Genomic DNA, 24,391 nt, shown 5'->3' on the forward strand with positions numbered 1-24,391 from the left:
TGGCTCGTCTGCCTGCCAGGACACCAATTGGCGTATCCCGTGCTTACGGTGCAACACCGACCACTGGATACACAGTTTAGCTACTCTCCACAACGCCTGACCCCGAACGCAGTCTGGCGACTTCATCACCTGGTGTCACACCAAAGAAGCGCTTGAATTCCCGGCTGAACTGCGAAGCGCTTTCGTATCCCACCTGCATGGATGCGGTATTGGCTTTCAGCCCGTCATGTACCATCAGTAAACGTGCTTTGTGCAGCCGGTAGGACTTCAGGTACTGCACAGGCGAGGTGTTGGTCACCGCCTTAAAGTTATGGTGAAACGCCGACACGCTCATGTTCACTTCCATTGCCAGACGCTCCACGCTCAGGTTGTCTGCATAATGGTTTTCGATATAGCGCAGCGCGCGGGCAATCTGGCTGAAATGGCTGTAGCGGTTCATCAACGCCTGTAGTGAATCGCCACAGGGCCCACACAACACATGATAAAGGATTTCACGCACAATCCACGGCCCCAGCACCCTGGCGTCACGGGCGTTCGCCATCGCCTCCAGCAACCGCTCCGTCGCACACAGGATGGCCTCGCTCAGCGGCACACTGTTGATGCCCGTGCTATTGGCACGACGTTTCTCGCCGCAGTTGTCATCCCCTATTTCGATCAACAGGTCTTGCAGAATTGGGATATCCACCCGAATGGAAATGCCGACCAGCGGGTTATCCGGGCTGGCAAAGCTTTCGCACTCAAACGGCAACGGCACCGTCATCAGCAAATAGTTGTCCGGGTCATACTGGAAAACTTTATCCCCCAGATACCCCACCTTGTGCCCCTGAAAAATGATCACGATACAAGGGTCGTACAGCACCGGTGCCCGTGTGCAGTGGCGATCGATGTAGATCATCTTGACCTGCGGAATCGGGGTTTGACTGACGCCAGTGCCGACGGTGTGCGGCATCGCCAGATTGACCAGATGCTGGCGTGGACCAGGATTTTGCATATATTCATCTCTTATTGATAACGGAAATAAAGTGACACATTCGGACCATATAATCACCCTTTTCTCCTAATCTTTGCAGAAAAAGGCAATACATAGCGAGAAATGAGCATTGTCGGAATGTAGATAGACACCGAAAATAAACCCCATCGCCTTACCACCTGATCACCATGACTCAACCTCGGTCTGGTATGACAAGGAATCCGCATGAATCAAACCATTGAGCTACTCACCCACCATCGTAGCGAGCGCAGTTATCTGAATAAGCCGATCCCGGAAGATGTGTTGTCCGCCATTATCAACAGCGCGCATCTGGCACCGACATCGGTGAATTCACAGCAGGTTTCCATCGTGGTGACACGCGATCCGGCCCGACGCGCCCGCATCGCCGAACTGGCGGGAGGACAGCCCTGGATTGCACAGGCACCGGTTTTCCTGACGCTGGTATTGGATATGCATAAAACCGCCACCGGCATTGCCATGAGCGGTAAAGAACAGCACGCTCACGAGAGCGTCGAGAGCATTGTGTCCGGCGCGACCGATGTCGGCATCGCACTGGGGTCGCTGATCGCCGCCGCGCATTCCTTCGGGCTCGGCATCGTGCCAATCGGCGGTGTGCGTCGTAGTCCACAAGGCATGATCGACCTGCTGGAACTGCCGCCGCTGACATTCCCGGTTGTTGGATTGGTGCTAGGCTATGTAGACCAACCAGCGCACCAGAAACCGCGCCTGCCGCTGGAGACGTTTCTCCACGACGAGGTTTACCGCTCCGAACCGCTGGCGGCGGCGATCGAACAATATAACGACACCCTGATTACCCACTGGAAGCAAACGGGACGTCACGATGGCGAAGCCTGGGGCAGCAATACCGCCAGCTACTATCAGCACGTCTATTACCCCCATGTCCTGCCTGCGCTGTTACAGCAAGGCTTTAAACTGGACCAGTAACCTTACAAGGGATTTATAACCATGCAGAATTTTACTCTCCATACCCCGACCAAAATCCTGTTCGGCGAAGGGCAAATCGCCAGCCTGGCTGAGCAAATCCCGGCAGATGCCCGTATCCTGATCACCTACGGCGGTGGCAGCATCAAGAAAAACGGCGTATTCGACCAGGTGATCAACGCGCTGAAAGGCCACAACGTCCTGGAATTCTCCGGTATTGAACCGAACCCGACCTACGAAACGCTGATGAAAGCGGTGGAGATTGTCCGCAAGGAAAAAATTGACTTCCTGCTGGCGGTAGGCGGCGGTTCAGTGGCGGACGGCACCAAGTTCATCGCCGCAGCGGCACACTACACCGCGGCCGAAGATCCGTGGCATATACTGGAAACCTGGGGTGCGCAGGTCGAAAGCGCGATTCCGCTGGGCGTGGTGTTGACCCTGCCAGCAACGGGTTCAGAATCCAACAGCGGCGCGGTCATCACCCGTAAGAGCAGCGGCGACAAGCGGGCATTTATGAATCCGCTGGTGTGCCCGCGCTTCGCCGTGCTTGACCCGGTCGTCACCTACACCTTGCCTGAACGTCAGATCGCCAACGGCGTAGTCGATGCCTTTGTCCATACTGTCGAACAGTACCTGACCTACCCGGCTAACGCCAAAGTGCAGGACCGCTTCGCCGAAGGGTTGCTGCTGACGCTGATCGAAGAAGGTCCGCGTGCGTTGAAAGAGCAGCAAAACTACGATGTGCGCGCCAACGTGATGTGGAGCGCCACCATGGCACTTAACGGCCTGATCGGCGCAGGTGTGCCACAAGACTGGTCAACCCATATGTTGGGCCATGAAATCACCGCTATGCATGGGCTGGATCACGCCCAGACGCTGGCTGTTGTGCTGCCGTCGATGCTCAATGAACGTCGTGCTCAGAAGCGTGAAAAACTGCTGCAATACGCAGAGCGCGTCTGGAACCTGCGTGATGGCACCGAAGATCAGCGCATTGATGCCGCTATCGCCGCTACCCGCGCCTTCTTCGAACAGATGGGTGTACCGACCCGTCTGTCCGACTACCAGTTGGACGGCAGCTCCATTCCGGCAATGGTAGCGAAGCTGGAAGAGCACGGCATGACCGCACTGGGTGAGCACCAAGACATCACGCTGGATATCAGCCGACGTGTGTATGAAGCCGCTCGCTAACCGCAGCGGACCGACTTTCTACTACACTTAAGGGCAGGCCGCTGCTGGTGCGCAGGCACCGCCTGATGTGAAAACCGGCATTAAGACGCCGCCGTTCAGGCGGCGTCTTTGTCTTATCGCCACATCATCGCCACCATACCGTCTGGCTATTCCAACCGCTGGGCGTTGAACGCGCATAACAAGGAGAATGACATGACGACGCAACCTCTGGTTAAACTGGCTGACGGCAATATCATGCCCCAGCTAGGACTTGGCGTCTGGCAGGCCAGCAACGAACAGGCTGCCGCTGCCGTTACCGAAGCCCTGAACATCGGTTATCGCGCCATCGATACCGCCGCCATTTACAAGAATGAAGTGGGTGTTGGCAAAGCATTACAGGACACCGATATCCCACGTAGCGATATGTTCATCACCACCAAATTATGGAACAGCGATCAGGCGCATCCGCGTCAGGCGCTGGAGGAAAGCCTGCGTAAACTGCAGTTGGAATATGTCGACCTGTATCTGATTCACTGGCCGTTACCGGAGCAGAATACCTACGTCGAAGCCTGGCGCAGGTTACTCAACCTCAAGGAACAGGGGCTGGCGAAAAGCGTCGGCGTCTGCAATTTCAATACGCACCACCTGCAGCGCCTGAAAGAAGAAACCGGCACAATGCCGGTTATCAATCAGATAGAACTGCACCCGCTGTTCCAGCAGCGCATGTTGCACACCTGGAACACCACCCACCACATCCAGACCGAATCCTGGAGCCCGCTGGCACAGGGGGGCGAAGGTCTGTTCGACCATCCGGTGATTCACGCGCTGGCGAAAAAATACGGCAAGACACCGGCGCAAATCGTCATTCGCTGGCATTTGGATAACGGTCTGGTCGTGATCCCTAAATCCGTGACGCCGACGCGTATCCGGGAAAACTTTGAGGTGTTTGACTTCAAACTGGAGAAAGAAGAGTTAAGCGAGATGGCTACGCTCGACTGTGGCAAACGGCTGGGGCCGGACCCTGACCTGCCGCGCAGCGATGCACCACGCAAAGACTAACCTCGCCCAGACCGACATTGCACCGGTTCCTGCCCGCGCCTGACGCGCGGGCGACGTCGGTCAGGGCTGTACGACCAGTTGGGCGGTAGAGCCACGATCCGCCATTTCCAGCGTGTGGCTGTAATACAGGAACGGAAACTGCGGCGTGGAGAACTGGCCGAAATACACCAACAGCTCCACATCATTTTCCACCCATACGGTGTCTTTCCAGCCACTGTCTTCCGGTGGCGTCAAACCGCCATTGACACTACGCACCAGAAACATCGCGCCCTGGATATGGAACGGCTGCGGCTGATCGGCATGTACAATCCAGCGTTCATAACGCCCGACCTGTGTTTGTACATCCACACGATTCATGTCCCACATCGCGCCGTTGATGCCCGGCAGGCTGTCGCCAAGGCGGAACTCACGCGTCCGGCTGACTGCGCCGTCAATGATATTGTCCGCCAGCAGGCGCATCGGTAACGTGTTGGTCACCAGCGGCAGCAGCCCAGTAGGCCGCAGGGTCAAAATCGCTGATGACACCAAAATAGTGGACGGTTCAAACAACCCGCGCAGCCGCTGCATGATACTGGCCGACGCGCCAGCGGTCAGTGTCACCTCATTGCCCTGGGACATATCAACCAGCACCTCGCGACGCTCGCCGGGTGCCAGCGAAATTTGGTTCAGTGTCATCGGCGCGGGCAGAAAGCCCTGATCGTTAGCGATAAGGCTCATCGGTCGACCGTCACTCATGCGCATCACATAGCGACGGGCATTGGATGCATTAAGCAGCCGCAAACGTACCCAGCCACGGGAGACTTCCACATACGGGTTCTGCGCGCCGTTCACCAACAGCGTGTCCCCCATAAAGCCACCGCTGCCAGGCGGGTTGTACAGCGGAGCACCAAAGTTATCCAGCCGTTTGTCCTGAATAATCAGCGGGAAATCATCTACGCCATAGTGGTTCGGGATAGGCAGCGACTTGCTGATATTGTCCTCGACCAACCACAACCCTGCCAGACCGTTATAGACGTGCGGAGCCATACGATTGGGCGTATTCGCATGATACCAGCAGGTGGCTGCCGCCTGACGAACCGGTAACACTGGCGACCAATCCATGTTCGGCTGAATCATGCGCCCGGCTCCTCCCATCAGCGAGCCCGGCACCTGCAAACCACTGACGGTCATCGACACCGGCTCATTAAGGCGGTTGCTGTAAATCAGCTTAACGTCATCATTGCTGTATACCCGCACCGTTGGGCCAAGATAGCGGCCGTTAAACCCCCATACCGGGTTTTTCCGCTCGCCGGAGAAAGACCAGTGCGCCCGCTGCATGGTCAGAAAGACTGGCTGCCCGCGCCGGGACTCCAGCAGAGGGGGAATGGGCAGCGGGTTTTGCCCGCCATCAGCTCTGGCCGTCAGCGGCATTGCACCCGCACACAGCGCAATGCCCGAGGCCTGAAGAAACTGACGCCGACTCAATGACATAATGACTCCGAAAACCTATTCAATCCTTTACTCCATCCCGAGCTAACATTTAGCCCGCAAGGTCACGCCGCGCATCCTCGCGCTGACTTAGCGTTTTTCTGCCGCTTCGCGTTGTGCGACTTCGGCATCCAGCTCTGCAATTTTCGCCGCCATCAGCTCATGGCAATGAGCGGCCAGTTCACGGACCTGTTCTTTACCGTAAGCACTGCAATCGACCGGCGGCAGCACTTCAACGATCACATGACCGTTGTTCCAGCGATTCAGCTTCACTTTTTTATGGGTGGTGGACACGCAAATCGGCACCACCGGCACACCGGCGGCAATTGCGGCGTGAAACGCACCGGTCTTGAACGGCAACAGGCCGCGTCCACGGCTACGGGTGCCTTCAGGAAACATCCACACCGAAATGTTGCGATCTTTAATATGCTTCACGACCTGTGAAATAGTACCGTGCGCTTTGGCGCGGTTATCCCGGTCAATCAACAAGTTACCGGTCAACCAGTACAACGGGCCGAAAAACGGGATCCACACCAGACTCTTCTTGCCGACGGTCACGGTGCCGGGCATCACCACGTTTGCCGCCGTCACCATGTCATAGTTGTTCTGATGATTAGCGATATAGATGCAATTGCCGTCAATATGGGACGTTTGCGAATAACGAATTTCGACCTTAAGACCAAACACCACCGACAAACGCCCGAACAGGCGGCCAAATCGGGAAACATGACGGGGATCTCTCGGGGTAAACAAGCAGTACACAAATCCAGCCAGACAGAGCACCACAGAAAAGACGATCACCACCAAAAAGCGGAGAATGAATAACATAGCAACCTCATTAGCCAACAGCCGCCGCTAGTATAGCGACTCCGCGATAAAACACACGGCGAACCTTGCCGCAGCAGACCGCATTGTCCACCCCAAAGTGGCTATCGGACGTACAGGGAAAGACGAAAAGGGAATCTCGACGGGAAATGCTGCCTCAGCATCGGTGCCTTTCGAAAAAGGCACCCCGTTCACGGCCCGTCGCACACAACGACAGGCCGCCAGCCACCACAAGGCGGACTATTCTTCGCTGCTACCGACGCTTGCAATACCGGCAGGTGCATCAACCTCGATGCGCTCGACTCGCTGCAAACCACGTGGCAGTGGCGTACCTTTACAGCCCCGACTGGCCTGATACTTCTGCAACTCTTCCGGGCGCAATGAGTACTTGCGTTTGCCAGCATGGAGCGTGATGGTGGATTGCGGCGCGATCGCCATCAGCCACAAGATCCGATCGTCGCCACTGGCCAGTTGCGCCGCCGGGATCGAGACGATCTTATTGCCCTTACCTTTGGACAGCTCCGGCAAGTCAGACACCGGGAACAGCAACATACGGCCAGCCGCAGTGACGGTCAGCAGCAGATCATCTTCGCGTTGCAGCTCCAGCGGCGCTAGCACGCGTGCATTGTCTGGCAGGGTCAGCACCGCTTTCCCTACCCGGTTGCGTGCTACCAGATCGGCAAAGGTGCAGATAAAGCCGTAACCGGCATCGGAAGCCAGCAGCAACCGCTGGTTGTCCGCCGCCATTAATACCTGCTCAATGGTGGCACCCGGCGGCAGCGTCAGCTTCCCGGTCAGCGGTTCACCCTGACCACGCGCCGAGGGCAGCGTGAGTGGATCGAGCGCATAGCTGCGCCCGGTGGAGTCCATGAACACCACCGGCTGGTTGCTCTTGCCGCGCGCAGCAGCACGGTACGCGTCGCCCGCCTTATAACTCAGGCCAGACGGGTCAATATCATGCCCCTTGGCGCTACGCACCCAGCCCATTTCCGACAACACAATGGTGACCGGTTCAGACGGTGACAGGTCATGCTCGCTCATGGCTTTGGCTTCGCCGCGCTCATTCAGCGGCGAACGGCGCTCATCGCCGTAGGCTTTGGCGTCTTCCTGAATTTCTTTCTTCAGCAAGGTGTTCATTTTGCGCTCAGACGCCAGCAGCGCCTGAATCTGATCACGTTCTTTCGCCAAATCATCCTGCTCGCCACGGATCTTCATCTCTTCCAGCTTAGCCAGATGACGCAGTTTCAGTTCCAGGATGGCTTCAGCCTGGGTGTCGCTCAGGCCGAACTTCGCCATCAGCACCGGCTTCGGTTCGTCCTCGTTGCGGATGATATGAATGACTTCATCGATATTCAGGAACGCAATCAGCAAACCTTCCAGAATATGCAGGCGCTTGAGTACCTTATCCAGCCGGAAGTTGAGACGGCGGCGCACGGTGTCGCGGCGGAACGCCAGCCACTCGGTCAGGATCTCCCGCAGCCCTTTCACACCGGGGCGGCCATCCAGACCAATCATATTCATGTTGATGCGGTAGCTTTTTTCCAGATCGGTCGTGGCGAACAGATGATTCATCACCTGATCGGCATCCACACGACTGGAATAGGGCATTTGCAATACCAGACGGGTCGGGTTTTCGTGATCGGATTCATCGCGCAGATCATCGATCATCGGCAGCTTTTTCGACCGCATCTGGCTGGCAATTTGCTCCAGCACTTTGGCACCGGAAACCTGATGCGGTAGAGCGGTGATGACAACTTCGACCTTCTTCTTATTGTCGTCATCTTTTATCGTTTCTTTTTTCCAGAGAGCCCGCATACGCACCGAACCGCGGCCGCTTTCGTACATTTTGCGGATTTCGTCGCGCGGGGTGATAATTTCCGCCTCGGTGGGGAAATCCGGTGCCTGCACGTGGCGCAGCAACGCATCCAGCGGCGTCTCCGGCTCGTCGATCAGCGCTACCGCTGCCGCTGCCACTTCACGCACGTTGTGCGGCGGGATATCGGTAGCCATGCCGACCGCAATACCCGTGGTGCCGTTGAGCAGGATATTGGGCAGACGGGCAGGCAGCATTTTCGGCTCCTGCAGCGTGCCGTCAAAGTTCGGCACATAGTCCACGGTGCCTTGCCCCAGTTCGCCAAGCAGCACTTCGGCGTACTTCGACAAACGGGACTCGGTATAACGCATGGCAGCGAACGATTTGGGATCATCCGGCGCTCCCCAGTTACCCTGACCGTCCACCAGCGGGTAACGGTAGGAGAAAGGTTGCGCCATCAGCACCATCGCCTCGTAACAGGCGCTGTCACCGTGCGGGTGATATTTACCCAGCACGTCACCCACTGTACGGGCGGATTTCTTGAATTTGGCGCTGGCGCTCAGCCCCAGTTCAGACATCGCGTATACGATACGACGCTGCACCGGCTTGAGGCCGTCGCCAATAAAAGGTAACGCCCGGTCCATGATGACGTACATGGAGTAGTTGAGATAGGCGTTCTCAGTAAATGTGTGCAGCGCAAGACGCTCTGCGCCGTCATGAGTCATGTCACTCATTGATAATCCTTAAACCGTGGCGTTTTGCCATGTTCAAAAAAACTCGCTTATTTTACGCGATGAGCCACGCGGTGGCAGAAGCTGCCCGGATAGTACCGCAAGTTGTGTCTCTCTTCACTGCATCCCGCTGCCGCAACGCCTTACCCCGTTCAAAACCGGCGATTATTGACGATTTAGCAACAGTGTTGTGCGCCACGGCACATTTTTCTTCGTAAGCCCAACGGATAGACTGGCCTGAGATACATGCCCTTTATGCCACCCGAGGTCATCAACCATGCATAACGTACTCATCATCAACGCCGGAAAATCCTTCGGTCATTCCAAAGGCGAGCTTAACCGTACCCTGACGGATGTCGCCGCGTCTTTCCTGCGTGACAAAGGTCGTCAGGTTCGTATCACTACCGTCGATGACGGTTACGACATCGAACAGGAAGTACAGCATTTCCTGTGGGCCGACGCCGTCATTTACCAGATGCCAGGCTGGTGGATGGACGCGCCCTGGATCCTGAAAAAATACGTCGACGAAGTATTCACCGCCGGGCATGGCACCCTGTTCGCCAGCGACGGACGTACCCGCGCAGATGCCAGCAAGAAATACGGTTCCGGCGGGCTACTACAGGGCAAGCACTACCTACTGTCGCTGACCTGGAATGCACCGCTGGAAGCCTTTACCGACCCCGAGCAATTCTTCCACGGTGTCGGCGTGGATGGCGTCTACCTGCCGTTCCACAAAGCCAACCAGTTTATCGGCCTGTCGCCGCTGCCTACGTTCATCTGCAACGACGTCATCAAGCAGCCGGACGTGGAGCGGGACATCGCCCGCTACCGTGCGCACCTTGAGCAGGTTTTCGCCTGATTCCGGCCACATCGCCTTAATTTACCCTCACCGATTGACCCTCGGCGTAGCGCCCGCTTCACGACTAGAGCGGGTGCTGTGCCACCTTCTCGCTGAGAAAATCCAGAAAACAGACAATCCGGCTGGCTAGTTCCGTATTGCGGTAGTACACCGCATTCACCGGCAAGCGTCTGTCTAACGTTTCTTCCGCCAGCACTTGCACCAGTCGCCCGGCCGCCACATCGTCCTGGGTCATAAAATCCGACAGCCTGACAATGCCCTCTCCCCTCAGCGCCAGTTGACGCAACATTTCACCGTTGGATGCCGCAATCGTCGGTACGATCGGATAGCCATCGCCCAACGCGCTGCGCAACGGCCAAAGATTGAGTGAATCGGACTGGGTGAACCCCAGTAAGGTGTGGCCGCTCAACGCTTCTACGCTGAGCGGCGTACCGTGACGGTTCAGGTAAGCAGGACTTGCCAGAATCCGCAGCCGGGTGGCCCCCAGCAGCCGGGCATGGATGCTGGAATCACGTAGCTCGCCGATACGAATCGCCACATCGGTATGCTGTTCCAGCAAATCGATAATCACGTCATCGGTATTCAACTCCAGCGAAATGCAGGGATAACGCTGGCGAAACTCCGGGATCAAAGGCACGATCAAATGCTGCATGAATGAGGCGGCGGCATTGATACGCAACCGCCCGCTGGGCTTGCGGCGACGCAGCGCAATTTGCTCCTCTGCCAGCTCCACCCTCTGCAACACTTCCCGCGCATGTTGCAGAAATATCTGCCCTTCTTCCGACAACGCCAGACGTCGGGTAGTGCGATGCAATAACGTCATGCCGAGCTTACTTTCCAGGCGGCCCAACGCCCGGCTAATTCCAGACGTGGTCTGCCCCAGTTGCGCGGCGGCAGCGGTGACGGACCCACTGTCCACCACCACTACGAATGCCTGCATCTCTTCCAGAGTGACCTTCATCGTGCCTGGGCGTCAGACGTCAAGCTCGGCCTTGTCGCCCTTCTCCTGTAACCAGTTGCGGCGGTCTTCTGCACGCTTTTTCGCCAGTAGCATGTCCATGGTCGCCAGCGTCTGTTCAATGTCCTGCTCATTGATCGTGAGCTGAACCAGACGGCGGGTATTCGGGTCAAGCGTGGTTTCGCGCAGCTGCAACGGATTCATTTCACCCAGCCCTTTGAAACGCTGGACATTGGGCTTGCCTTTCTTGCGTTTGAGCTGTTCCAGAATGCCCGCTTTCTCTTCTTCATCCAGTGCGTAATAAACCTCTTTGCCGAGGTCGATACGGTATAGTGGCGGCATAGCAACATGCACATGGCCGCCTTGCACCAGAGCACGGAAATGACGCACAAACAGTGCGCACAGCAACGTGGCGATGTGCAGCCCATCCGAATCCGCATCCGCCAGAATACAGACCTTGCCGTAACGCAGCTGACTCAGATCATCGCTGTCGGGATCGATACCGATCGCCACCGAAATATCATGCACTTCCTGCGATGCCAGCACTTCATCGGACGACACTTCCCAGGTATTAAGGATCTTGCCCTTAAGCGGCATGATCGCCTGGTATTCGCGGTCGCGCGCCTGCTTGGCGGAGCCGCCCGCCGAGTCCCCTTCCACCAGGAACAGTTCGGTCTTGCTCAGATCCTGCGAGGTACAGTCCGCCAGCTTACCGGGCAACGCCGGGCCGCTGGTGAGCTTCTTACGCACTACTTTCTTAGCGGCGCGCATACGACGCTGAGCGCTGGAGATCGCCATCTCCGCCAGTTGCTCCGCCGCCTGCACGTTCTGGTTCAGCCACAGGCTGAACGCGTCTTTCACCACGCCGGAGACAAACGCCGCCGACTGGCGCGACGACAACCGTTCTTTGGTCTGGCCAGCAAATTGCGGATCCTGCATCTTCAGCGACAGCACATAGGCGCAACGCTCCCAGATGTCATCGGCGCTCAGTTTGACGCCGCGCGGCAGTATATTGCGGAATTCGCAGAACTCACGCATGGCGTCCAGCAGCCCTTGCCGCAGCCCGTTGACGTGAGTGCCGCCCTGTAAGGTTGGGATCAGGTTGACGTAGCTTTCGGTCAGCAACTCACCGCCTTCAGGCAGCCACAGCAGCGCCCATTCCACCGCTTCGGTGTCGCCGGGAATGGCACCGACAAACGGTTTTTCCGGCAATGTCGGCAGGCCGTTGACCGCTTCGCACAGATAATCGCTAAGACCGCCCTGATAGCACCAGCGCTGTTCGGTATTGTTTACGCCGTCTTTGAAGACGATTTCCACCCCCGGACACAGCACCGCTTTGGCTTTCAACAGATGCGTCAGCGACAATACGGAAAAGCGTGGGCTGTCGAAAAATGTCTCATCCGGCCAAAAATGCACCCGTGTGCCGGTGTTGCGTCGCCCGCAGGTGCCGGTCACCGTCAAATCCTGTACTTTGTTACCGTTTTCAAACGCGATGTCGTAGACCTGACCGTCGCGGCGCACCGTGACCTCCACCCGAGTGGAGAGCGCGTTAACCACGGAAATCCCCACGCCGTGCAGGCCGCCGGAAAACTGGTAGTTTTTGTTGGAGAATTTCCCCCCGGCGTGTAACCGACACAGGATCAGTTCGACGGCGGGAACGCCTTCCTCTGGGTGGATATCCACTGGCATCCCGCGCCCGTCGTCGATCACTTCCAGCGACTGATCAGGGTGCAGAATCACATCAATGCGACGAGCGTGGCCAGCCAGCGCCTCATCGACGCTGTTATCAATCACCTCTTGCCCCAAATGGTTGGGACGGGTGGTATCCGTGTACATCCCCGGACGGCGGCGCACTGGCTCCAGCCCGCTGAGGACTTCAATCGCATCAGCGTTATAACTTGATTGCGTCATGGTTAGAATGAATGTTGTCGTTGTTTGAAAGTCAGACGGTATCCCGCGATTATACGTGCCACAGGCACAACGCCAAGCGTCGATTATCAGGGTGAAAACGCCGTAAAAGCGCGTTAACCAACCTGACATTACGGGATACGAATGATGATGGGCACCGACCGCTCACCGCGGTCGTGCCGGGATGAGTCAATCTGCCGTCAATCCGAGGAAATCGATAATCGGCGCAAAGTAATGTTCAAAACCTACAAACGCGTGATTACCGCCAGACTCCACCGTCTGGCGGCAAGCGGTGTAATAGGCCACCGCCTGACGATAGTCCAGCACCTCATCCCCGGTTTGCAGCAGACACCACAGCAAATCCGGAGATTCCAGCGGCTCAACCTGCATCACCTTGAGATCGTAAATGTGCCGAGACTCTAACACATATTGCTCACCGGTGTAGGGGTTCTGCTGATCCCCGAGGAAATCGAGCAGCAGCTCATAGGGCCGCACCGCAGGGTTGACCACCACCGCAGGCAGATGAAAACGCTGCGACAGCCAGGTGGCGTAATAACCGCCCATCGACGACCCGACCAAACCGAGCGGCCGCCCGGCACGTTCCATAACCAGTTGTTCTATTCGTTCTGCCGCGTCTGCCGGGTAAGGAGGCAACTGCGGCACCAGCATCTCAATATGAGGATGATGCTGTGCCAGCCATTGCTGCAACGCCGTGGCTTTCGCCGACAGAGGCGAGCTGTTGAAACCGTGAAGATAAAGCAAGGTGGGCATCAGTAACCGTCCGAATCCATATCTGGCAGAAATTCATTCCCTTCAAGGCGGCATACCTGAGTTTCAACCTCACCCTCTGGCAACAATTCCAGATAACGCCAGCCAGGCGCGACATTATCAATGGTGAAGCTGGTGCAATGAGGCTTGAATTGCACGCAGGTCGAGGGCGTCGCCAGCAGGCGGCGGCCATTCCAATCCAGATCCATTTCCTGATGAATATGACCGCACAATACGGTACGCACGCGCGGGAAACGGGCCAGTAGCGCGTCCAGACTGTGGGCATTACGCAGACTATGTTGATCCAACCAGGTACAGCCTGACGGCAACGGATGATGATGCAGCATCAACAAGGTATGACGTTCCGGTTGGCTTTGCAGGCTGCGCTCCAGCCACTCCAGTTGGTATTCACTCAGCTCGCCGTGCGGCACGCCAAACACCTGACTGTCCAGCAGGATCACCTGCCAGTGTTCGCCCAGCAACACGTGTTTGGAAGGGGCGATTCCCGAGCGGGCCAATACATCCACCATCGCGGGCTGAAAGTCGTGGTTGCCGGGCAACCAGACGCAAGGCGCATTCAAGCGACGGATACCATCAGCGAAACGCGTGTAAGCTTCCTGAGTATGGTCCTGCGCCAAATCCCCTGTGGCGGTAATCAGATCGAACTGCCATTGCTGGGCGACGATGGCATCCAGCACCGCCTGATAGCTGCGGTAAGTATCAACACCGAGTAGCGTTCCTCGCTCACCGGCAAAAAGGTGGGTATCTGTTATTTGTAAAATCCTGATTCTGGCCCCACGTGCCACAGGAAGTGTCAACAGGCTTTCCAAATAGTGTCCTTGGGTCTTTGCAATCTGCCTAACAAATCGATCTATACCCTCAAAAATTCGCGTTGCAGCAAGGCGGCTCCCAGAATGAAGACAAATCGACACCGCCGATTTGAACGCTGCCAACGGCAGCTCCCGCAGAGCCAAACCCGAAAACAAGCCGGGTAAACGCGGCCAACACACCTGCAATCTACAGTATGACGAGTATATCTAACAAACAGGAACCGACAATGAACCACACGCCAGGCAATACCTTAGCCAATCAGCAAGAAACTGATTAATCTGATGCTTTTCGTCACGTTGATGTAATTTCTTATTCGGATAATCATAACGTGCCTTAAAGCGGAAGATCTGCTGGCTGGAACACACTTCCGCAACCATCGCATCGTAATACAAACGCACCACCAGCGTCGGCAGGCTCCAGTAGCTGACCGACGGCGCAATTTGCTGGATTTCTACCAGCGCGGTATACCGCGTAGACTCCAGAATCGTTAAACGGTAGCTGGCATGATGGACCTGATAAACCACCGCGGCCCCCACCTCTTCATTACGGGGAAGCAAGCGACGTAGCTGCGCAAAGTTGACTTCGTTTAGCCGCATCATTTCCGGGAAATCCGGGACATAACGCTTCATGATCCGTCCACCCAGTCTTTTTTTAATGTCTCATGGTGCAATGCCAACCATTGCAAGGCAATGACAGAGGCGGCGTTGTCAATAATCCCCTGTTCCACCCATTGATAGCTTTGTTCACGGCTGACCACGTGCACGCGAATGTCCTCGTTTTCTTCGGCCAGCCCGTGAATGCCGTCGGCGGCACCGGCATCCACCTCGCCGACCCAGATAGCCAGCCGCTCGCTGGTGCCACCAGGACTCGCCAGGTAGCTAAGCGCCGGGCGGCAACGCTTCACCACCAGCCCGGCTTCTTCCTGCGCTTCGCGACGGGCAACCTCTTCCAGGCTTTCGCCCGGCTCGATCATACCGGCCACCAGTTCGAACAACCACGGCGACGTGCTGGTGTCGTAGGCGGCGATGCGGATCTGTTCAATCAACACTACTTCATCGCGCACCGGATCATAGGGCAACAACACCACAGCATGGCCACGTTCCAAAATTTCCCGACTGACTTCACCACTCATGCCGCCATTGAACAAGCGGTGGCGAAAACGGTAGCGCTGCAGCGAAAAAAAACCCCTGTAGAGCGTTTCGCGTGCAATAATTTCTACATCATCTTTGGTAAATGTACCGGGTTTGGTCAAAGTACCGGGATGCGTATCTGAGGACGCCATAAACTCAACTCCTGTGAACAACACGGCGGGCAAGCCACTTTTTATGCGGCGAAATCGTGGACAGGCGTTCGCCGTTTTGTGCAATATTCATCATGCAATCGTGCCAGCCCGATAAGGATAGTCAGGTGCGGAAAGTCTACCAGCAAGAATGAGGCGTTCCCGGTATTAACACAATGTCTTTGCGATACCCGGAAACGGCAGTTCTGCCGGGGCAGCCTCTGGCAGCTGCCGGGCATTGTGCCCAGCCACAAGCCGCTAAGTAAAATAGGCTTTTGGGATAACCGCAAGGAAAAGATGGCACATTCAGCCACCTAATTCGATTGGTCGATTCTGATAGAATCGACAGGTATATCGTCTCCAGATGGCGCAACCAAGAAATTTTGCTGCACAACAAGGAATGCAAATGAAGAAACTGCTCCCACTTCTCATCAGCCTGGGTCTGGGCGGCTTTAGCGCCGTAAGTCAGGCCGAAGACCTATTACAAGTTTATCAGCAGGCTAAAACGACAAACCCTGATTTACGCAGCGCTGCCGCCACCCGAGACGCGGCCTTTGAAAAAATCAATGAAGCTCGCTCTTCCTTGCTGCCACAGTTGGGCCTGGGTGCTGACTATACCTATACCAGCGGCTATCGTGACCGCCGAGACATCAACAGCAACGCAACCAGCGCTTCTCTGCAATTAACCCAGTCCATTTTCAACATGTCTCTGTGGCGTTCGCTGACATTGCAGGAGAAACAGGCTGGTATTCAGGATGTTAGCTATCAGACTTCCCAGCAGACACTGTTACTCAATACCGCGACTGCCTATTTCAATGTGCTGCGCGCCATTGATTCGCTGTCTTACGTTAGTGCTCAGAAACAGTCGATTTACCGCGAACTGGACCAGACCACCCAACGTTTCAACGTTGGCCTGGTCGCCATCACCGACGTGCAGAACGCCCGCGCCCAATATGACAGCGTGCTGGCCAGCGAAGTGACCGCACGCAACAACCTGGATAACGCGATGGAAACCCTGCGCCAGGTGACCGGCCAGTTCTACCCGCAACTGGCAGGGCTGAATATCGATCGCTTCAGCCCACAGAAACCTGATGCGGTAAACGGCCTGCTGAAAGAAGCGGAAAACCGCAACCTCAGCTTGCTGTCGGCCCGCCTGAGCCAGGATCTGGCGCGCGAGCAGATTCGCTCAGCGGAAAGCGGACACCTGCCGACGCTCAGCCTGACTGCGTCTACGGGCGTCACTAATACCGATTTTTCAGGTTCCCGTGCAGTAGGCGACAGTTTCAACAACACCTATGTGGGGCAGAATCAGGTTGGGCTGAGCTTCTCCCTGCCTATCTACAGCGGCGGCGGCACCTCATCCAAAGTGAAACAAGCGCAACACAGTTTTGTGGCGTCAAGTGAGAATATGGAAAGCGCGCACCGCTCAGTCATTCAGACGCTGCGCTCCGCACATAACAACATCTCAGCCTCCATCAGTAGCGTTAACGCTTACAAACAGGCGGTGATCTCGGCGCAAAGTTCGTTGGACGCAATGGAAGCAGGCTATCAGGTGGGCACCCGTACCATCGTCGATGTACTGGACGCCACCACCACGTTGTACAACGCCAAGCAGCAGTTGTCCGGTGCTCGTTATGACTACCTGATCAACCAGTTGAATCTCAAGCAAGCGCTCGGTACGTTGAACGAAGACGACCTGCGTACCCTGAACGCCATGCTGGGTAAACCGGTATCGACATCCGCCGCTATCGGCGACGATGCACCTATGCCGGCAACGACACCTGCGGTAGCAAAAACCGCTGCCAAGGCCCGGCCCTGATGCCTCGCAGGGGGTCCCCACGTGGGCTCCCCTGCATTTTTCGTCCGCCGCATTCAGACAAGTAATGTCTCGTATACCGGCGCTTTACAAGCTGTTCACCCTTCTCCTATTCTAAAACCCGTTTTACTACATGTACTGTTTGTACATATACCGTTTGATACATATAAATGATGGGCACGATGCCCTTTTGCTCTGGGATCAACAATGAAAAGAACGTCAAACATCAACCATGCGCGTTTTCGCAAACGCTGGGGTTATCGTATCGCACCGATCGCACTGGCTGTCGGGGCCGTGTTTATTCTCTCCGGCTGCGAGAAAACCGACGAAACCGTATCGCTTTACCAAAACGCGGACGACTGTTCCCGCGCCAATCCGTCCATGAAGGACCAGTGTACCGCTACCTATAACAGCGCATTGAAAGAAGCAGAAAGGACCGCGCCCAAATACGCCACTCGTGAAGAGTGCGTGGCGGCTTTCGGCGAAAGTCAGTGTACGCAAAGCTCGACAACCAGCACTACATCGGCAGCCAACACGACGGCCAGCGCTGCGCCACAGCAAAGCGGCAGTTTCTGGATGCCATTGATGGCCGGTTTTATGATGGGCAAATTGATGGGTGGTAGCAGTTTTGCACAGCAGCCGGTGTTCAGTCCGCGTACCCCCAATAGCCCGGCCAACGGCAGCTATGTGGACGCCAGCGGCAAAAGCTATGGCACCGCCACCGGGCGTTCCATTACCGTTCCTAAAGACGCGATGGCCCCCAAACCGACTTCCAGTGTCGCGCCGTCCAGCATCACCACCACCCGCGGCGGCTTTGGCGACTCTGTAAACAAACTCAACAGTGCGCCTGCTGCCAACATGGCCGGTAATCAAGACAGCACTCGCGCTGCAACAAATACTACGGGTAGCAGCAGCACATCGGCCAATGGCAGTAGCACTCGCCAGACCAGCAGTAGTATTCCCGTTCGCCGTTCCTTTGGGGGCTAAGGTCACCTGCCATGAAACGTATTGCGATTCACGAACGCCCGAACTGGCAGGAAAAAGCGGCTGAGTATGGCTTTCAGTTCCACACCATGTATGGCGAACCCTACTGGTGTGAAGACGCCTACTATCAGTTTACGTTGGCGCAAATTGAAGAGCTGGAAGAGGCGACCGCCGAACTGAACCAGATGTGCCTGCAAGTGGTCGATAAGGTGGTCAACAGTGAAGCACTGCTGACTAAATTCCGCATCCCTCGCCACACCTGGGACTTCGTGCGCAATTCGTGGCTATCGCGCCAACCGGCGCTTTATGCCCGCCTGGACCTCGCCTACGATGGCAAGAGCCCGGCCAAGTTGCTGGAGAACAACGCCGATACCCCAACCTCGTTGTACGAGTCGGCGTTTTTTCAGTGGATCTGGCTGGAAGATCAGATCAATGCCGGTCACCTGCCGCCGCACGCGGACCAGTACAATAGCTTGCAGGAACAGCTCATTGAACGCTTTGAGTATCTGCGGACCCACCACGGTTTCAGCAATATGTATTTCACCTGCTGTCGGGACACCGAGGAAGATCGCGGCACGATACAATACCTGCAAGATTGTGCGCAGGAAGCCGGTGTGCCGGGCCAGTTCCTGTACATTGATGAAATAGGCTTGGGAGATCGTGGGCAATTTACCGATCTGCAAGACAATACTATCGGCAACCTGTTCAAGCTCTACCCGTGGGAATTCATGCTGCGTGAGACGTTCTCCACCAAGCTGGCAGATGCAGGGGTGCGCTGGCTGGAACCGGGTTGGAAAAGCGTGGTGTCCAACAAAGCGCTATTACCAATGCTGTGGCAGATGTTCCCCAACCACCCCAACCTGCTACCGGCCTACTTCACCGAAGATAACCCGCCCCCCATGACCGACTACGTGGTCAAGCCGCTGTTTTCTCGCGAAGGTGCCAACATACAGATTTACCAACAAGGTAAGCAGGTCGCCGCCGTGGACGGCCCTTACGGTGAAGAGGGTTGCATTATCCAGCAGTATCACCCGCTGCCGCGCTTTAACGACAGCTATACGCTGATCGGCAGTTGGCTGGTGGGTGATTCGCCTTGTGGTATCGGACTGCGGGAAGACCGGGAATTGATTACCCAGGACTTATCCCGCTTCTATCCGCATATCATTCTGGATTAACGCCAACACGTCTTGATGACACACATCGTCCTTCCGGGCGATGTGTGTTTTTAGCGGCCATCGAGGTCAGGGTATTATCCGACCTGTACCGACATCATGCTGAGCGATCCCATCACAATGCCGTCCGTCGGCGTAGATACTGGCTCCTGACCATCCCAACTGCCAAGGACGTACAGCAGCGGTAGGAAGTGGTCCGGCGTCGGGTTGGACAGCGCGGCACCAGAGTGTTGCATAAAATTCACCAGCGGGTGTTCCGCCGCGTCGCCCTGCCAGGCCAGATTACTGCGCACGAAATCATTGAACGACGTCGCCCAATCATAGGGTGCGCCATCACCATTCCACTTGATCATCCGCAGGTTATGCACCACGTTGCCGCTGGCGACAATCATGATGCCTTCGTCACGTAGCGCAGCCAGTTTACGGCCCAGCTCATAATGGTAAGCAGGTGGTTTGGTGCCGTCGACGCTAAGTTGCACCACCGGGATATCCGCCTCGGGATAAACCTTGATCAACACGCCCCAGGTGCCGTGGTCCAATCCCCACTCCTGATGATCTGCATATACCGATACCGGAGCCAGAACGTCCTGTACGCGTTTAGCCACATCCGGCGCACCCGGTGCCGGGTACTGGGTATCAAATAACGCCTGCGGGAAGCCGCCGAAATCATGGATGGTGCGCGGTTTATCCATCGCGGTAACCGCCGTGCCACGGGTATACCAGTGCGCGGATACCGCAACGATCGCCTTCGGGCGCGGCAGGGTTTCTCCCAATTTACGCCAGGCTAACGTGTAGTCATTTTCATCCAGCGCATTCATCGGGCTACCGTGGCCCAGAAACAGTGCTGGCATCCGGGAAGTGCTCATAGCGATATCCTTAGCAACAGTGAAGGTAATAAGTACCGATGGGGATTACTTTACCTCTACTGTTTCCTCGATACAGTCAGATTCCCATGATGATGATTGTCAATAAATTTGACGTTTTAGCCGTAACCGGAGTAAAGACATAAAAAAACCCCGCCGATTGGCGGGGTTCTGAAAGAGTGAAGTTGACCGATAAGCCGGGTTCTGTCGTGGACAGCCATTCATCTAGGCCAGCACTCGCGCGCTGGCTCAAGCAGCCTACCCGGGTTCAGTACGGGCCGTACCATGTGAACCCCTATTTGGCCTTGCTCCGGGTGGAGTTTACCGTGCCACGGACTGTTGCCAGCCGCGCGGTGCGCTCTTACCGCACCCTTTCACCCTTACCTGATCCCGCTTGCGCGGGCCATCGGCGGTTTGCTCTCTGTTGCACTGGTCGTAGACTTTCGCCTCCCAGGCGTTACCTGGCACCCTGCCCTATGGAGCCCGGACTTTCCTCCCCTCCGCCCGTCTTCCCCGAAAGGAACGACGACGAAGCGGCGACTGTCTGGTCAACTTCGGCGCGGATAATAGGGCAAATCGGTCGGCTTGTCATCTCTGATTATGCGTCATCGTCTTCCTGTTCCAGTCCATAGCGATAAAGCGCGTTCTTCTTCACGCCATGGATCTCCGCCGTCAGCGCCGCCGCCTTCTTCAGCGGCAACTCCGCCCGCAGCAGTTGCAAAGTACGCAACACCACCGCAGACAACGCCTCTTCGTCGGGCTGGTGCCCTTCCACGATCAACACCATCTCGCCTTTGCGGCGGTTTTCATCTTCCTGCACCCACGCCAGCAGTTCCCCCACCGGAGCACCGTACAGCGACTCCCAGGTTTTGGTCAGCTCTCGCGCCAGCACGACATAACGCTCAGCGCCCCAAACCTCAACCATGTCCTGCAGGCTATCCAACAAACGATGGGTTGATTCGTAGAAAATCAGAGTGCGCGGCTCTTCCAGCAGGTCGCGTAGCGTATCCTTGCGCGCCTTGGTCTTAGCAGGCAGAAATCCTTCATAGCAAAAGCGATCCGACGGAAGGCCCGCTGCGGACAGCGCAGTAATCGCCGCGCACGGCCCCGGCAGCGGCACCACGCGCACGCCAGCTTCGCGACAGCGACGCACCAGATGATAACCGGGATCGTTAATCAGCGGCGTACCAGCATCCGACACCAGTGCAATACTCATGCCCTGTTGCAAACGCGCCAGCAATTGCTCCGCCTTTTGCTGCTCATTGTGGTCATGGAGTGCGAACAGGCGCGCATTAATCGCGAAATGTTGTAACAATAAACCGGTATGACGGGTATCTTCTGCTGCAATAAGATCAACCTGTTGTAACACCGCCAACGCCCGCTGAGTGATATCCGCCAGATTGCCGATAGGCGTAGGAACAATGTAAAGCGTGGAGGCGGAAATCTGTGCTTGTTGGTCTTGATTCATTGTTTCATCCGGTTTGCCGATTTAATATTGAGCATCGTTAAAACATCACTGGATACAGTATGCTTCCGTTAAATTCTGTCCGTACCCATGCAGGCCGTCTGGTTCCTGTCATGCTGGCGGCACTGTTTCTCGCCGGCTGCCCCAGCCAGGCTCCGCAAGACACTGCGACCCAGCAGCACGTAGAGGGCAAAGCCGGTGCGTCTTCCGATTACTACCTGCAGCAGATGCAGCAAAGTGGTGATGATAGCAAGGCTGACTGGCAATTACTTGCGATTCATGCCCTGATTCAGGAAGGCAAACTCCCGCAGGCCAACGGCCAGTTGAACGCGTTGCCATCACAGTTGAACGACAAGCAGCGCCAGGAACAGCGCCTGCTGACCGCTGAACTGGCGGTTGCGCAGAACGATCTGAATGCCGCCAACAGCACGCTGGCCCAGTTGGATGTGAAATCGCTGTCTCCTCAGCAGCAGGAACGCTACTACCAAGCGCAAATCAAAGCGGCCCAGGATCATCCGTCATTAACGCTGATCCGCGCCTACATTGGGCAAGAGCCGTTGTTGCAGGGCGATGCACGTCAACGCAACATCGATCAAACCTGGACAGCATTAACTCGCCTGACTCAGCAGGATCTCGGCTCGATGGTGATCAATGTCGACGAAAATACCCTGCAAGGCTGGCTAGACCTGCTGAACCTCTGGCAGACCAAAGCTCAGGTTCCCTCAGACCTGCAGGCTGCGATAGAAGACTGGAAGAAACGTTATCCACGTCATCCGGCCGCCAAACAGCTGCCGTCACAACTGGGTGGCACGCCGCCCGCCGCAGCGACGCAACCGGGAGAAAGCGCACCTGCTGGCAGTAACGCCATCGCACTACTGTTGCCGCTGAACGGGCAGGCACAGATATTCGCCAATGCTATCCAGCAAGGGTTTAGCGCCGCCAAAAGCGGGCAGGCAACGCTGGCGATGCCGCCACAGGTCGCGCAATCAGCCTCGCCTGTCGAAGCGACCAGCACGGCTGCGCCTGCTACGCCATCAACAGATGCGAATGCCCCGACCCAGTCCGCTACGGCGGCTGTCTCAGCGCCTATTGCAACGGCAACCGCCGTTCCGGCGATGATGCCGACAGCAGCCAGTAACATTCCGGTGAAAGTCTACGACACCTCCAATCAGGCGCTGGCAAACGTGATTGCTCAGGCGCAGAAAGACGGTGCCACCACGATTGTCGGTCCGCTGCTCAAAAACGAGGTGGAACAGTTACCAGGACTCAATCCGTCCCTAAATGTGCTGGCGCTGAATCAGCCAGAACATATCCAGCCCAATCCGAACATCTGCTATTTCGCTCTGTCACCGGAAGACGAAGCCGCCGACGCGGCGCAATTCATTCACAAGCAGGGTAAGCAGCATCCGCTGATTCTGGCACCGCGCGGCAACCTGGGAGACAGGGTGGTGGCTGCTTTCGCCAAGTCCTGGCAACAGCAGGCAGGTGGCGTGGTATTGCAGCAGCGTACCGGCGGGGTGTATGACCTGAAGCAGGCGCTCAACAGCGGTGCAGGTATCCCACTCAACGGCCAACCGGTTATCATCGCGGCTTCCACCCCACAGTCAGCCACCACGGTTGGCGGGCTGACCATACCGAACCAGGCACCGCCGATCGCCACCGTTACCAGTGATGGCAACGTAGATGCGGTGTATATCATCGCCACGCCAGATGAACTGACGCTGCTTAAACCGATGATCGACATGCGCAACAAAGGCGCACTGCGCCCAGCGCTCTACGCCAGTTCACGTAGCTATCAGGCCGGTCTGGGGCCGGATTTCCGGTTTGAAATGGAAGGGTTACAGTTCAGCGATATTCCGCTGTTGACGGGGGCCAGCCCGGCGCTGATGCAGCAAGTCAGCACACAGTTCCGCAACGATTACTCGTTGGTGCGGCTGTTTGCCATGGGAATGGACGCCTGGAAACTGGCCAGTAACTTCTCGCAATTACACCAGCCGGGAAATTCGCTGTCCGGTGCAACCGGTGTGCTTAGCACCTCGCCAGATTGCGTCGTCAACCGTAAACTCACCTGGCTGCAGTTCCGTCAGGGACAACTGGTGCCCGCGTCCTGAACCGGCAGACTACCGGCGATCACTATGAACAACTGGCCCGGCGCTATCTTGAACGCGCCGGGTTGATGTTTGTCGCGGCCAACGTGACGGTGCGTGGTGGCGAACTGGACCTGATCATGCGCGATGGCAGTACCTGGGTCTTCGTTGAGGTTCGCTATCGCCGCAACAACGACTTTGGCGGCGCGGCAGCCAGTGTTACCCGGAAAAAGCAGCAATCATTGCTACACGCCGCAGCGGTATGGTTGTCCCGTCAGGGTGCTAGCCTCGACGCTACCGATTGTCGCTTTGACGTACTGGCGATAACCGGCACACAGGTGGAATGGTTGCCCAACGCGTTTGGGCAATCTAAGTAACATCATGATTTTCAACTTCAATACAGGTT

The 24,391-nt window shown here is 56.6% G+C and carries 21 protein-coding genes and 1 other RNA gene; 9 read left to right on the forward strand and 13 right to left on the reverse strand.

Annotated elements, in window-relative coordinates; translation table 11 throughout:
* Positions 1–76 precede the first annotated feature (76 nt).
* Positions 77–991, reverse strand: coding sequence for an AraC family transcriptional regulator (locus OB87_RS16015; RefSeq protein ID WP_081977407.1), 915 nt, complete (start codon positions 989–991; stop codon positions 77–79).
* A gap of 204 nt (positions 992–1,195) precedes the next feature.
* On the opposite strand from OB87_RS16015, the gene OB87_RS16020 reads away from it, so the two are divergent.
* The 3 genes from OB87_RS16020 (at position 1,196) to dkgA (ending at position 4,159) form a co-directional block, all read left to right on the forward strand.
* Positions 1,196–1,936, forward strand: a complete 741-nt coding sequence (locus OB87_RS16020) for an NADPH-dependent oxidoreductase (RefSeq protein ID WP_033570414.1) — start codon at positions 1,196–1,198, stop codon at positions 1,934–1,936.
* Between the two features lie 21 nt (positions 1,937–1,957).
* Positions 1,958–3,121, forward strand: coding sequence for an alcohol dehydrogenase (gene yqhD, locus OB87_RS16025; RefSeq protein ID WP_033570415.1), 1,164 nt, complete (start codon positions 1,958–1,960; stop codon positions 3,119–3,121).
* Between the two features lie 192 nt (positions 3,122–3,313).
* A complete protein-coding gene (gene dkgA / locus OB87_RS16030) occupies positions 3,314–4,159 on the forward strand; it encodes a 2,5-didehydrogluconate reductase DkgA (RefSeq protein ID WP_033570500.1) in 846 nt (281 codons plus the stop codon).
* Positions 4,160–4,219: 60 nt separating this feature from the next.
* Here the strand turns inward: dkgA and ftsP are convergent, their stop codons facing one another.
* The 3 genes from ftsP to parC all read right to left on the reverse strand — a co-directional run bounded on the left by ftsP (position 4,220) and on the right by parC (position 8,998).
* Entirely contained in the window at positions 4,220–5,629 is a 1,410-nt protein-coding gene (ftsP, locus tag OB87_RS16035; protein ID WP_033570416.1) for a cell division protein FtsP, read from the reverse strand.
* A gap of 87 nt (positions 5,630–5,716) precedes the next feature.
* Entirely contained in the window at positions 5,717–6,454 is a 738-nt protein-coding gene (locus tag OB87_RS16040) for a 1-acylglycerol-3-phosphate O-acyltransferase (RefSeq protein ID WP_033570417.1), read from the reverse strand.
* 237 nt (positions 6,455–6,691) lie between these two features.
* On the reverse strand, positions 6,692–8,998 hold the full coding sequence (parC, locus tag OB87_RS16045; RefSeq protein ID WP_033570418.1) for a DNA topoisomerase IV subunit A: 2,307 nt from the start codon (positions 8,996–8,998) through the stop codon (positions 6,692–6,694).
* A gap of 274 nt (positions 8,999–9,272) precedes the next feature.
* Between parC and OB87_RS16050 the strand changes: the two genes are divergently transcribed.
* Positions 9,273–9,854 (forward strand): NAD(P)H-dependent oxidoreductase, encoded by a 582-nt coding sequence (locus OB87_RS16050; protein ID WP_033570419.1) that lies wholly within the window; start codon positions 9,273–9,275, stop codon positions 9,852–9,854.
* A 64-nt stretch (positions 9,855–9,918) separates the two neighbouring features.
* Here the strand turns inward: OB87_RS16050 and OB87_RS16055 are convergent, their stop codons facing one another.
* From OB87_RS16055 to nudF, 6 genes are all read right to left on the reverse strand, one after another.
* On the reverse strand, positions 9,919–10,815 hold the full coding sequence (locus OB87_RS16055; RefSeq protein WP_033570420.1) for a LysR family transcriptional regulator: 897 nt from the start codon (positions 10,813–10,815) through the stop codon (positions 9,919–9,921).
* 12 nt (positions 10,816–10,827) lie between these two features.
* Complete coding sequence (gene parE, locus OB87_RS16060) at positions 10,828–12,723, reverse strand: DNA topoisomerase IV subunit B (RefSeq protein ID WP_033570421.1); 1,896 nt, start codon at positions 12,721–12,723, stop codon at positions 10,828–10,830.
* Positions 12,724–12,909: 186 nt separating this feature from the next.
* Positions 12,910–13,491, reverse strand: a complete 582-nt coding sequence (gene yqiA, locus OB87_RS16065; protein WP_033570422.1) for an esterase YqiA — start codon at positions 13,489–13,491, stop codon at positions 12,910–12,912.
* Entirely contained in the window at positions 13,491–14,318 is an 828-nt protein-coding gene (gene cpdA / locus OB87_RS16070) for a 3',5'-cyclic-AMP phosphodiesterase (RefSeq protein ID WP_033570423.1), read from the reverse strand. The genes yqiA and cpdA overlap by 1 nt, the downstream gene beginning before the upstream one ends.
* A 207-nt stretch (positions 14,319–14,525) precedes the next feature.
* Positions 14,526–14,948, reverse strand: coding sequence for a DUF1249 family protein (locus OB87_RS16075; RefSeq protein WP_200884312.1), 423 nt, complete (start codon positions 14,946–14,948; stop codon positions 14,526–14,528).
* On the reverse strand, positions 14,945–15,601 hold the full coding sequence (nudF, locus tag OB87_RS16080) for an ADP-ribose diphosphatase (RefSeq protein WP_033570425.1): 657 nt from the start codon (positions 15,599–15,601) through the stop codon (positions 14,945–14,947). The genes OB87_RS16075 and nudF overlap by 4 nt, the downstream gene beginning before the upstream one ends.
* 403 nt (positions 15,602–16,004) lie before the next feature.
* Here nudF and tolC point away from each other — a divergent pair, with 403 nt between their 5' ends.
* The 3 genes from tolC (at position 16,005) to OB87_RS16095 (ending at position 19,573) form a co-directional block, all read left to right on the forward strand.
* Positions 16,005–17,417, forward strand: a complete 1,413-nt coding sequence (gene tolC / locus OB87_RS16085; RefSeq protein WP_033570426.1) for an outer membrane channel protein TolC — start codon at positions 16,005–16,007, stop codon at positions 17,415–17,417.
* Positions 17,418–17,621: 204 nt separating this feature from the next.
* Positions 17,622–18,401: a DUF1190 family protein gene (locus OB87_RS16090; protein ID WP_033570427.1), complete on the forward strand. Its 780-nt coding sequence runs from the start codon at positions 17,622–17,624 to the stop codon at positions 18,399–18,401.
* An 11-nt stretch (positions 18,402–18,412) separates the two neighbouring features.
* Positions 18,413–19,573: a glutathionylspermidine synthase family protein gene (locus OB87_RS16095; RefSeq protein WP_033570428.1), complete on the forward strand. Its 1,161-nt coding sequence runs from the start codon at positions 18,413–18,415 to the stop codon at positions 19,571–19,573.
* 74 nt (positions 19,574–19,647) lie between these two features.
* On the opposite strand, the gene ygiD is transcribed toward OB87_RS16095, so the two are convergent.
* From ygiD to rsmI, 3 genes are all read right to left on the reverse strand, one after another.
* Positions 19,648–20,436 carry a 4,5-DOPA-extradiol-dioxygenase gene (gene ygiD, locus OB87_RS16100; protein ID WP_033570429.1) on the reverse strand — a complete coding sequence of 263 codons (789 nt, stop codon included), beginning with the start codon at positions 20,434–20,436 and terminating at the stop codon, positions 19,648–19,650.
* A 174-nt stretch (positions 20,437–20,610) separates the two neighbouring features.
* Positions 20,611–20,989: RNase P RNA component class A (gene rnpB / locus OB87_RS19510), an RNA gene on the reverse strand.
* 42 nt (positions 20,990–21,031) lie between these two features.
* Positions 21,032–21,901: a 16S rRNA (cytidine(1402)-2'-O)-methyltransferase gene (rsmI, locus tag OB87_RS16105; protein ID WP_033570430.1), complete on the reverse strand. Its 870-nt coding sequence runs from the start codon at positions 21,899–21,901 to the stop codon at positions 21,032–21,034.
* A 59-nt stretch (positions 21,902–21,960) separates the two neighbouring features.
* Between rsmI and OB87_RS16110 the strand changes: the two genes are divergently transcribed.
* Together OB87_RS16110 and OB87_RS16115 are read left to right on the forward strand one after the other, a co-directional pair.
* Positions 21,961–24,009 carry a penicillin-binding protein activator gene (locus OB87_RS16110; protein ID WP_033570431.1) on the forward strand — a complete coding sequence of 683 codons (2,049 nt, stop codon included), beginning with the start codon at positions 21,961–21,963 and terminating at the stop codon, positions 24,007–24,009.
* Positions 24,006–24,362 (forward strand): YraN family protein, encoded by a 357-nt coding sequence (locus tag OB87_RS16115; RefSeq protein WP_200884313.1) that lies wholly within the window; start codon positions 24,006–24,008, stop codon positions 24,360–24,362. The genes OB87_RS16110 and OB87_RS16115 overlap by 4 nt, the downstream gene beginning before the upstream one ends.
* Positions 24,363–24,391 lie beyond the last annotated feature (29 nt).

The sequence above is a fragment of the Dickeya undicola genome (assembly GCF_000784735.1).
Taxonomy (GTDB): Bacteria; Pseudomonadota; Gammaproteobacteria; order Enterobacterales; family Enterobacteriaceae; genus Dickeya; species Dickeya undicola.

Bases quoted from the DNA above. Each gene is read 5' to 3' on its own strand.
- OB87_RS16075 (WP_200884312.1), bottom strand. From the start codon at position 14,948: ATGAAGCGTTATGTCCCGGATTTCCCGGAAATGATGCGGCTAAACGAA.
- OB87_RS16020 (WP_033570414.1), top strand. From the start codon at position 1,196: ATGAATCAAACCATTGAGCTACTCACCCACCATCGTAGCGAGCGCAGT.
- nudF (WP_033570425.1), bottom strand. From the start codon at position 15,601: ATGGCGTCCTCAGATACGCATCCCGGTACTTTGACCAAACCCGGTACA.
- ygiD (WP_033570429.1), bottom strand. From the start codon at position 20,436: ATGAGCACTTCCCGGATGCCAGCACTGTTTCTGGGCCACGGTAGCCCG.
- tolC (WP_033570426.1), top strand. From the start codon at position 16,005: ATGAAGAAACTGCTCCCACTTCTCATCAGCCTGGGTCTGGGCGGCTTT.
- yqiA (WP_033570422.1), bottom strand. From the start codon at position 13,491: ATGCCCACCTTGCTTTATCTTCACGGTTTCAACAGCTCGCCTCTGTCG.
- OB87_RS16015 (WP_081977407.1), bottom strand. From the start codon at position 991: ATGCAAAATCCTGGTCCACGCCAGCATCTGGTCAATCTGGCGATGCCG.
- OB87_RS16040 (WP_033570417.1), bottom strand. From the start codon at position 6,454: ATGTTATTCATTCTCCGCTTTTTGGTGGTGATCGTCTTTTCTGTGGTG.
- OB87_RS16110 (WP_033570431.1), top strand. From the start codon at position 21,961: ATGCTTCCGTTAAATTCTGTCCGTACCCATGCAGGCCGTCTGGTTCCT.
- OB87_RS16055 (WP_033570420.1), bottom strand. From the start codon at position 10,815: ATGAAGGTCACTCTGGAAGAGATGCAGGCATTCGTAGTGGTGGTGGAC.
- OB87_RS16090 (WP_033570427.1), top strand. From the start codon at position 17,622: ATGAAAAGAACGTCAAACATCAACCATGCGCGTTTTCGCAAACGCTGG.
- dkgA (WP_033570500.1), top strand. From the start codon at position 3,314: ATGACGACGCAACCTCTGGTTAAACTGGCTGACGGCAATATCATGCCC.
- rsmI (WP_033570430.1), bottom strand. From the start codon at position 21,901: ATGAATCAAGACCAACAAGCACAGATTTCCGCCTCCACGCTTTACATT.
- ftsP (WP_033570416.1), bottom strand. From the start codon at position 5,629: ATGTCATTGAGTCGGCGTCAGTTTCTTCAGGCCTCGGGCATTGCGCTG.
- yqhD (WP_033570415.1), top strand. From the start codon at position 1,958: ATGCAGAATTTTACTCTCCATACCCCGACCAAAATCCTGTTCGGCGAA.
- parE (WP_033570421.1), bottom strand. From the start codon at position 12,723: ATGACGCAATCAAGTTATAACGCTGATGCGATTGAAGTCCTCAGCGGG.
- OB87_RS16050 (WP_033570419.1), top strand. From the start codon at position 9,273: ATGCATAACGTACTCATCATCAACGCCGGAAAATCCTTCGGTCATTCC.
- OB87_RS16095 (WP_033570428.1), top strand. From the start codon at position 18,413: ATGAAACGTATTGCGATTCACGAACGCCCGAACTGGCAGGAAAAAGCG.
- parC (WP_033570418.1), bottom strand. From the start codon at position 8,998: ATGAGTGACATGACTCATGACGGCGCAGAGCGTCTTGCGCTGCACACA.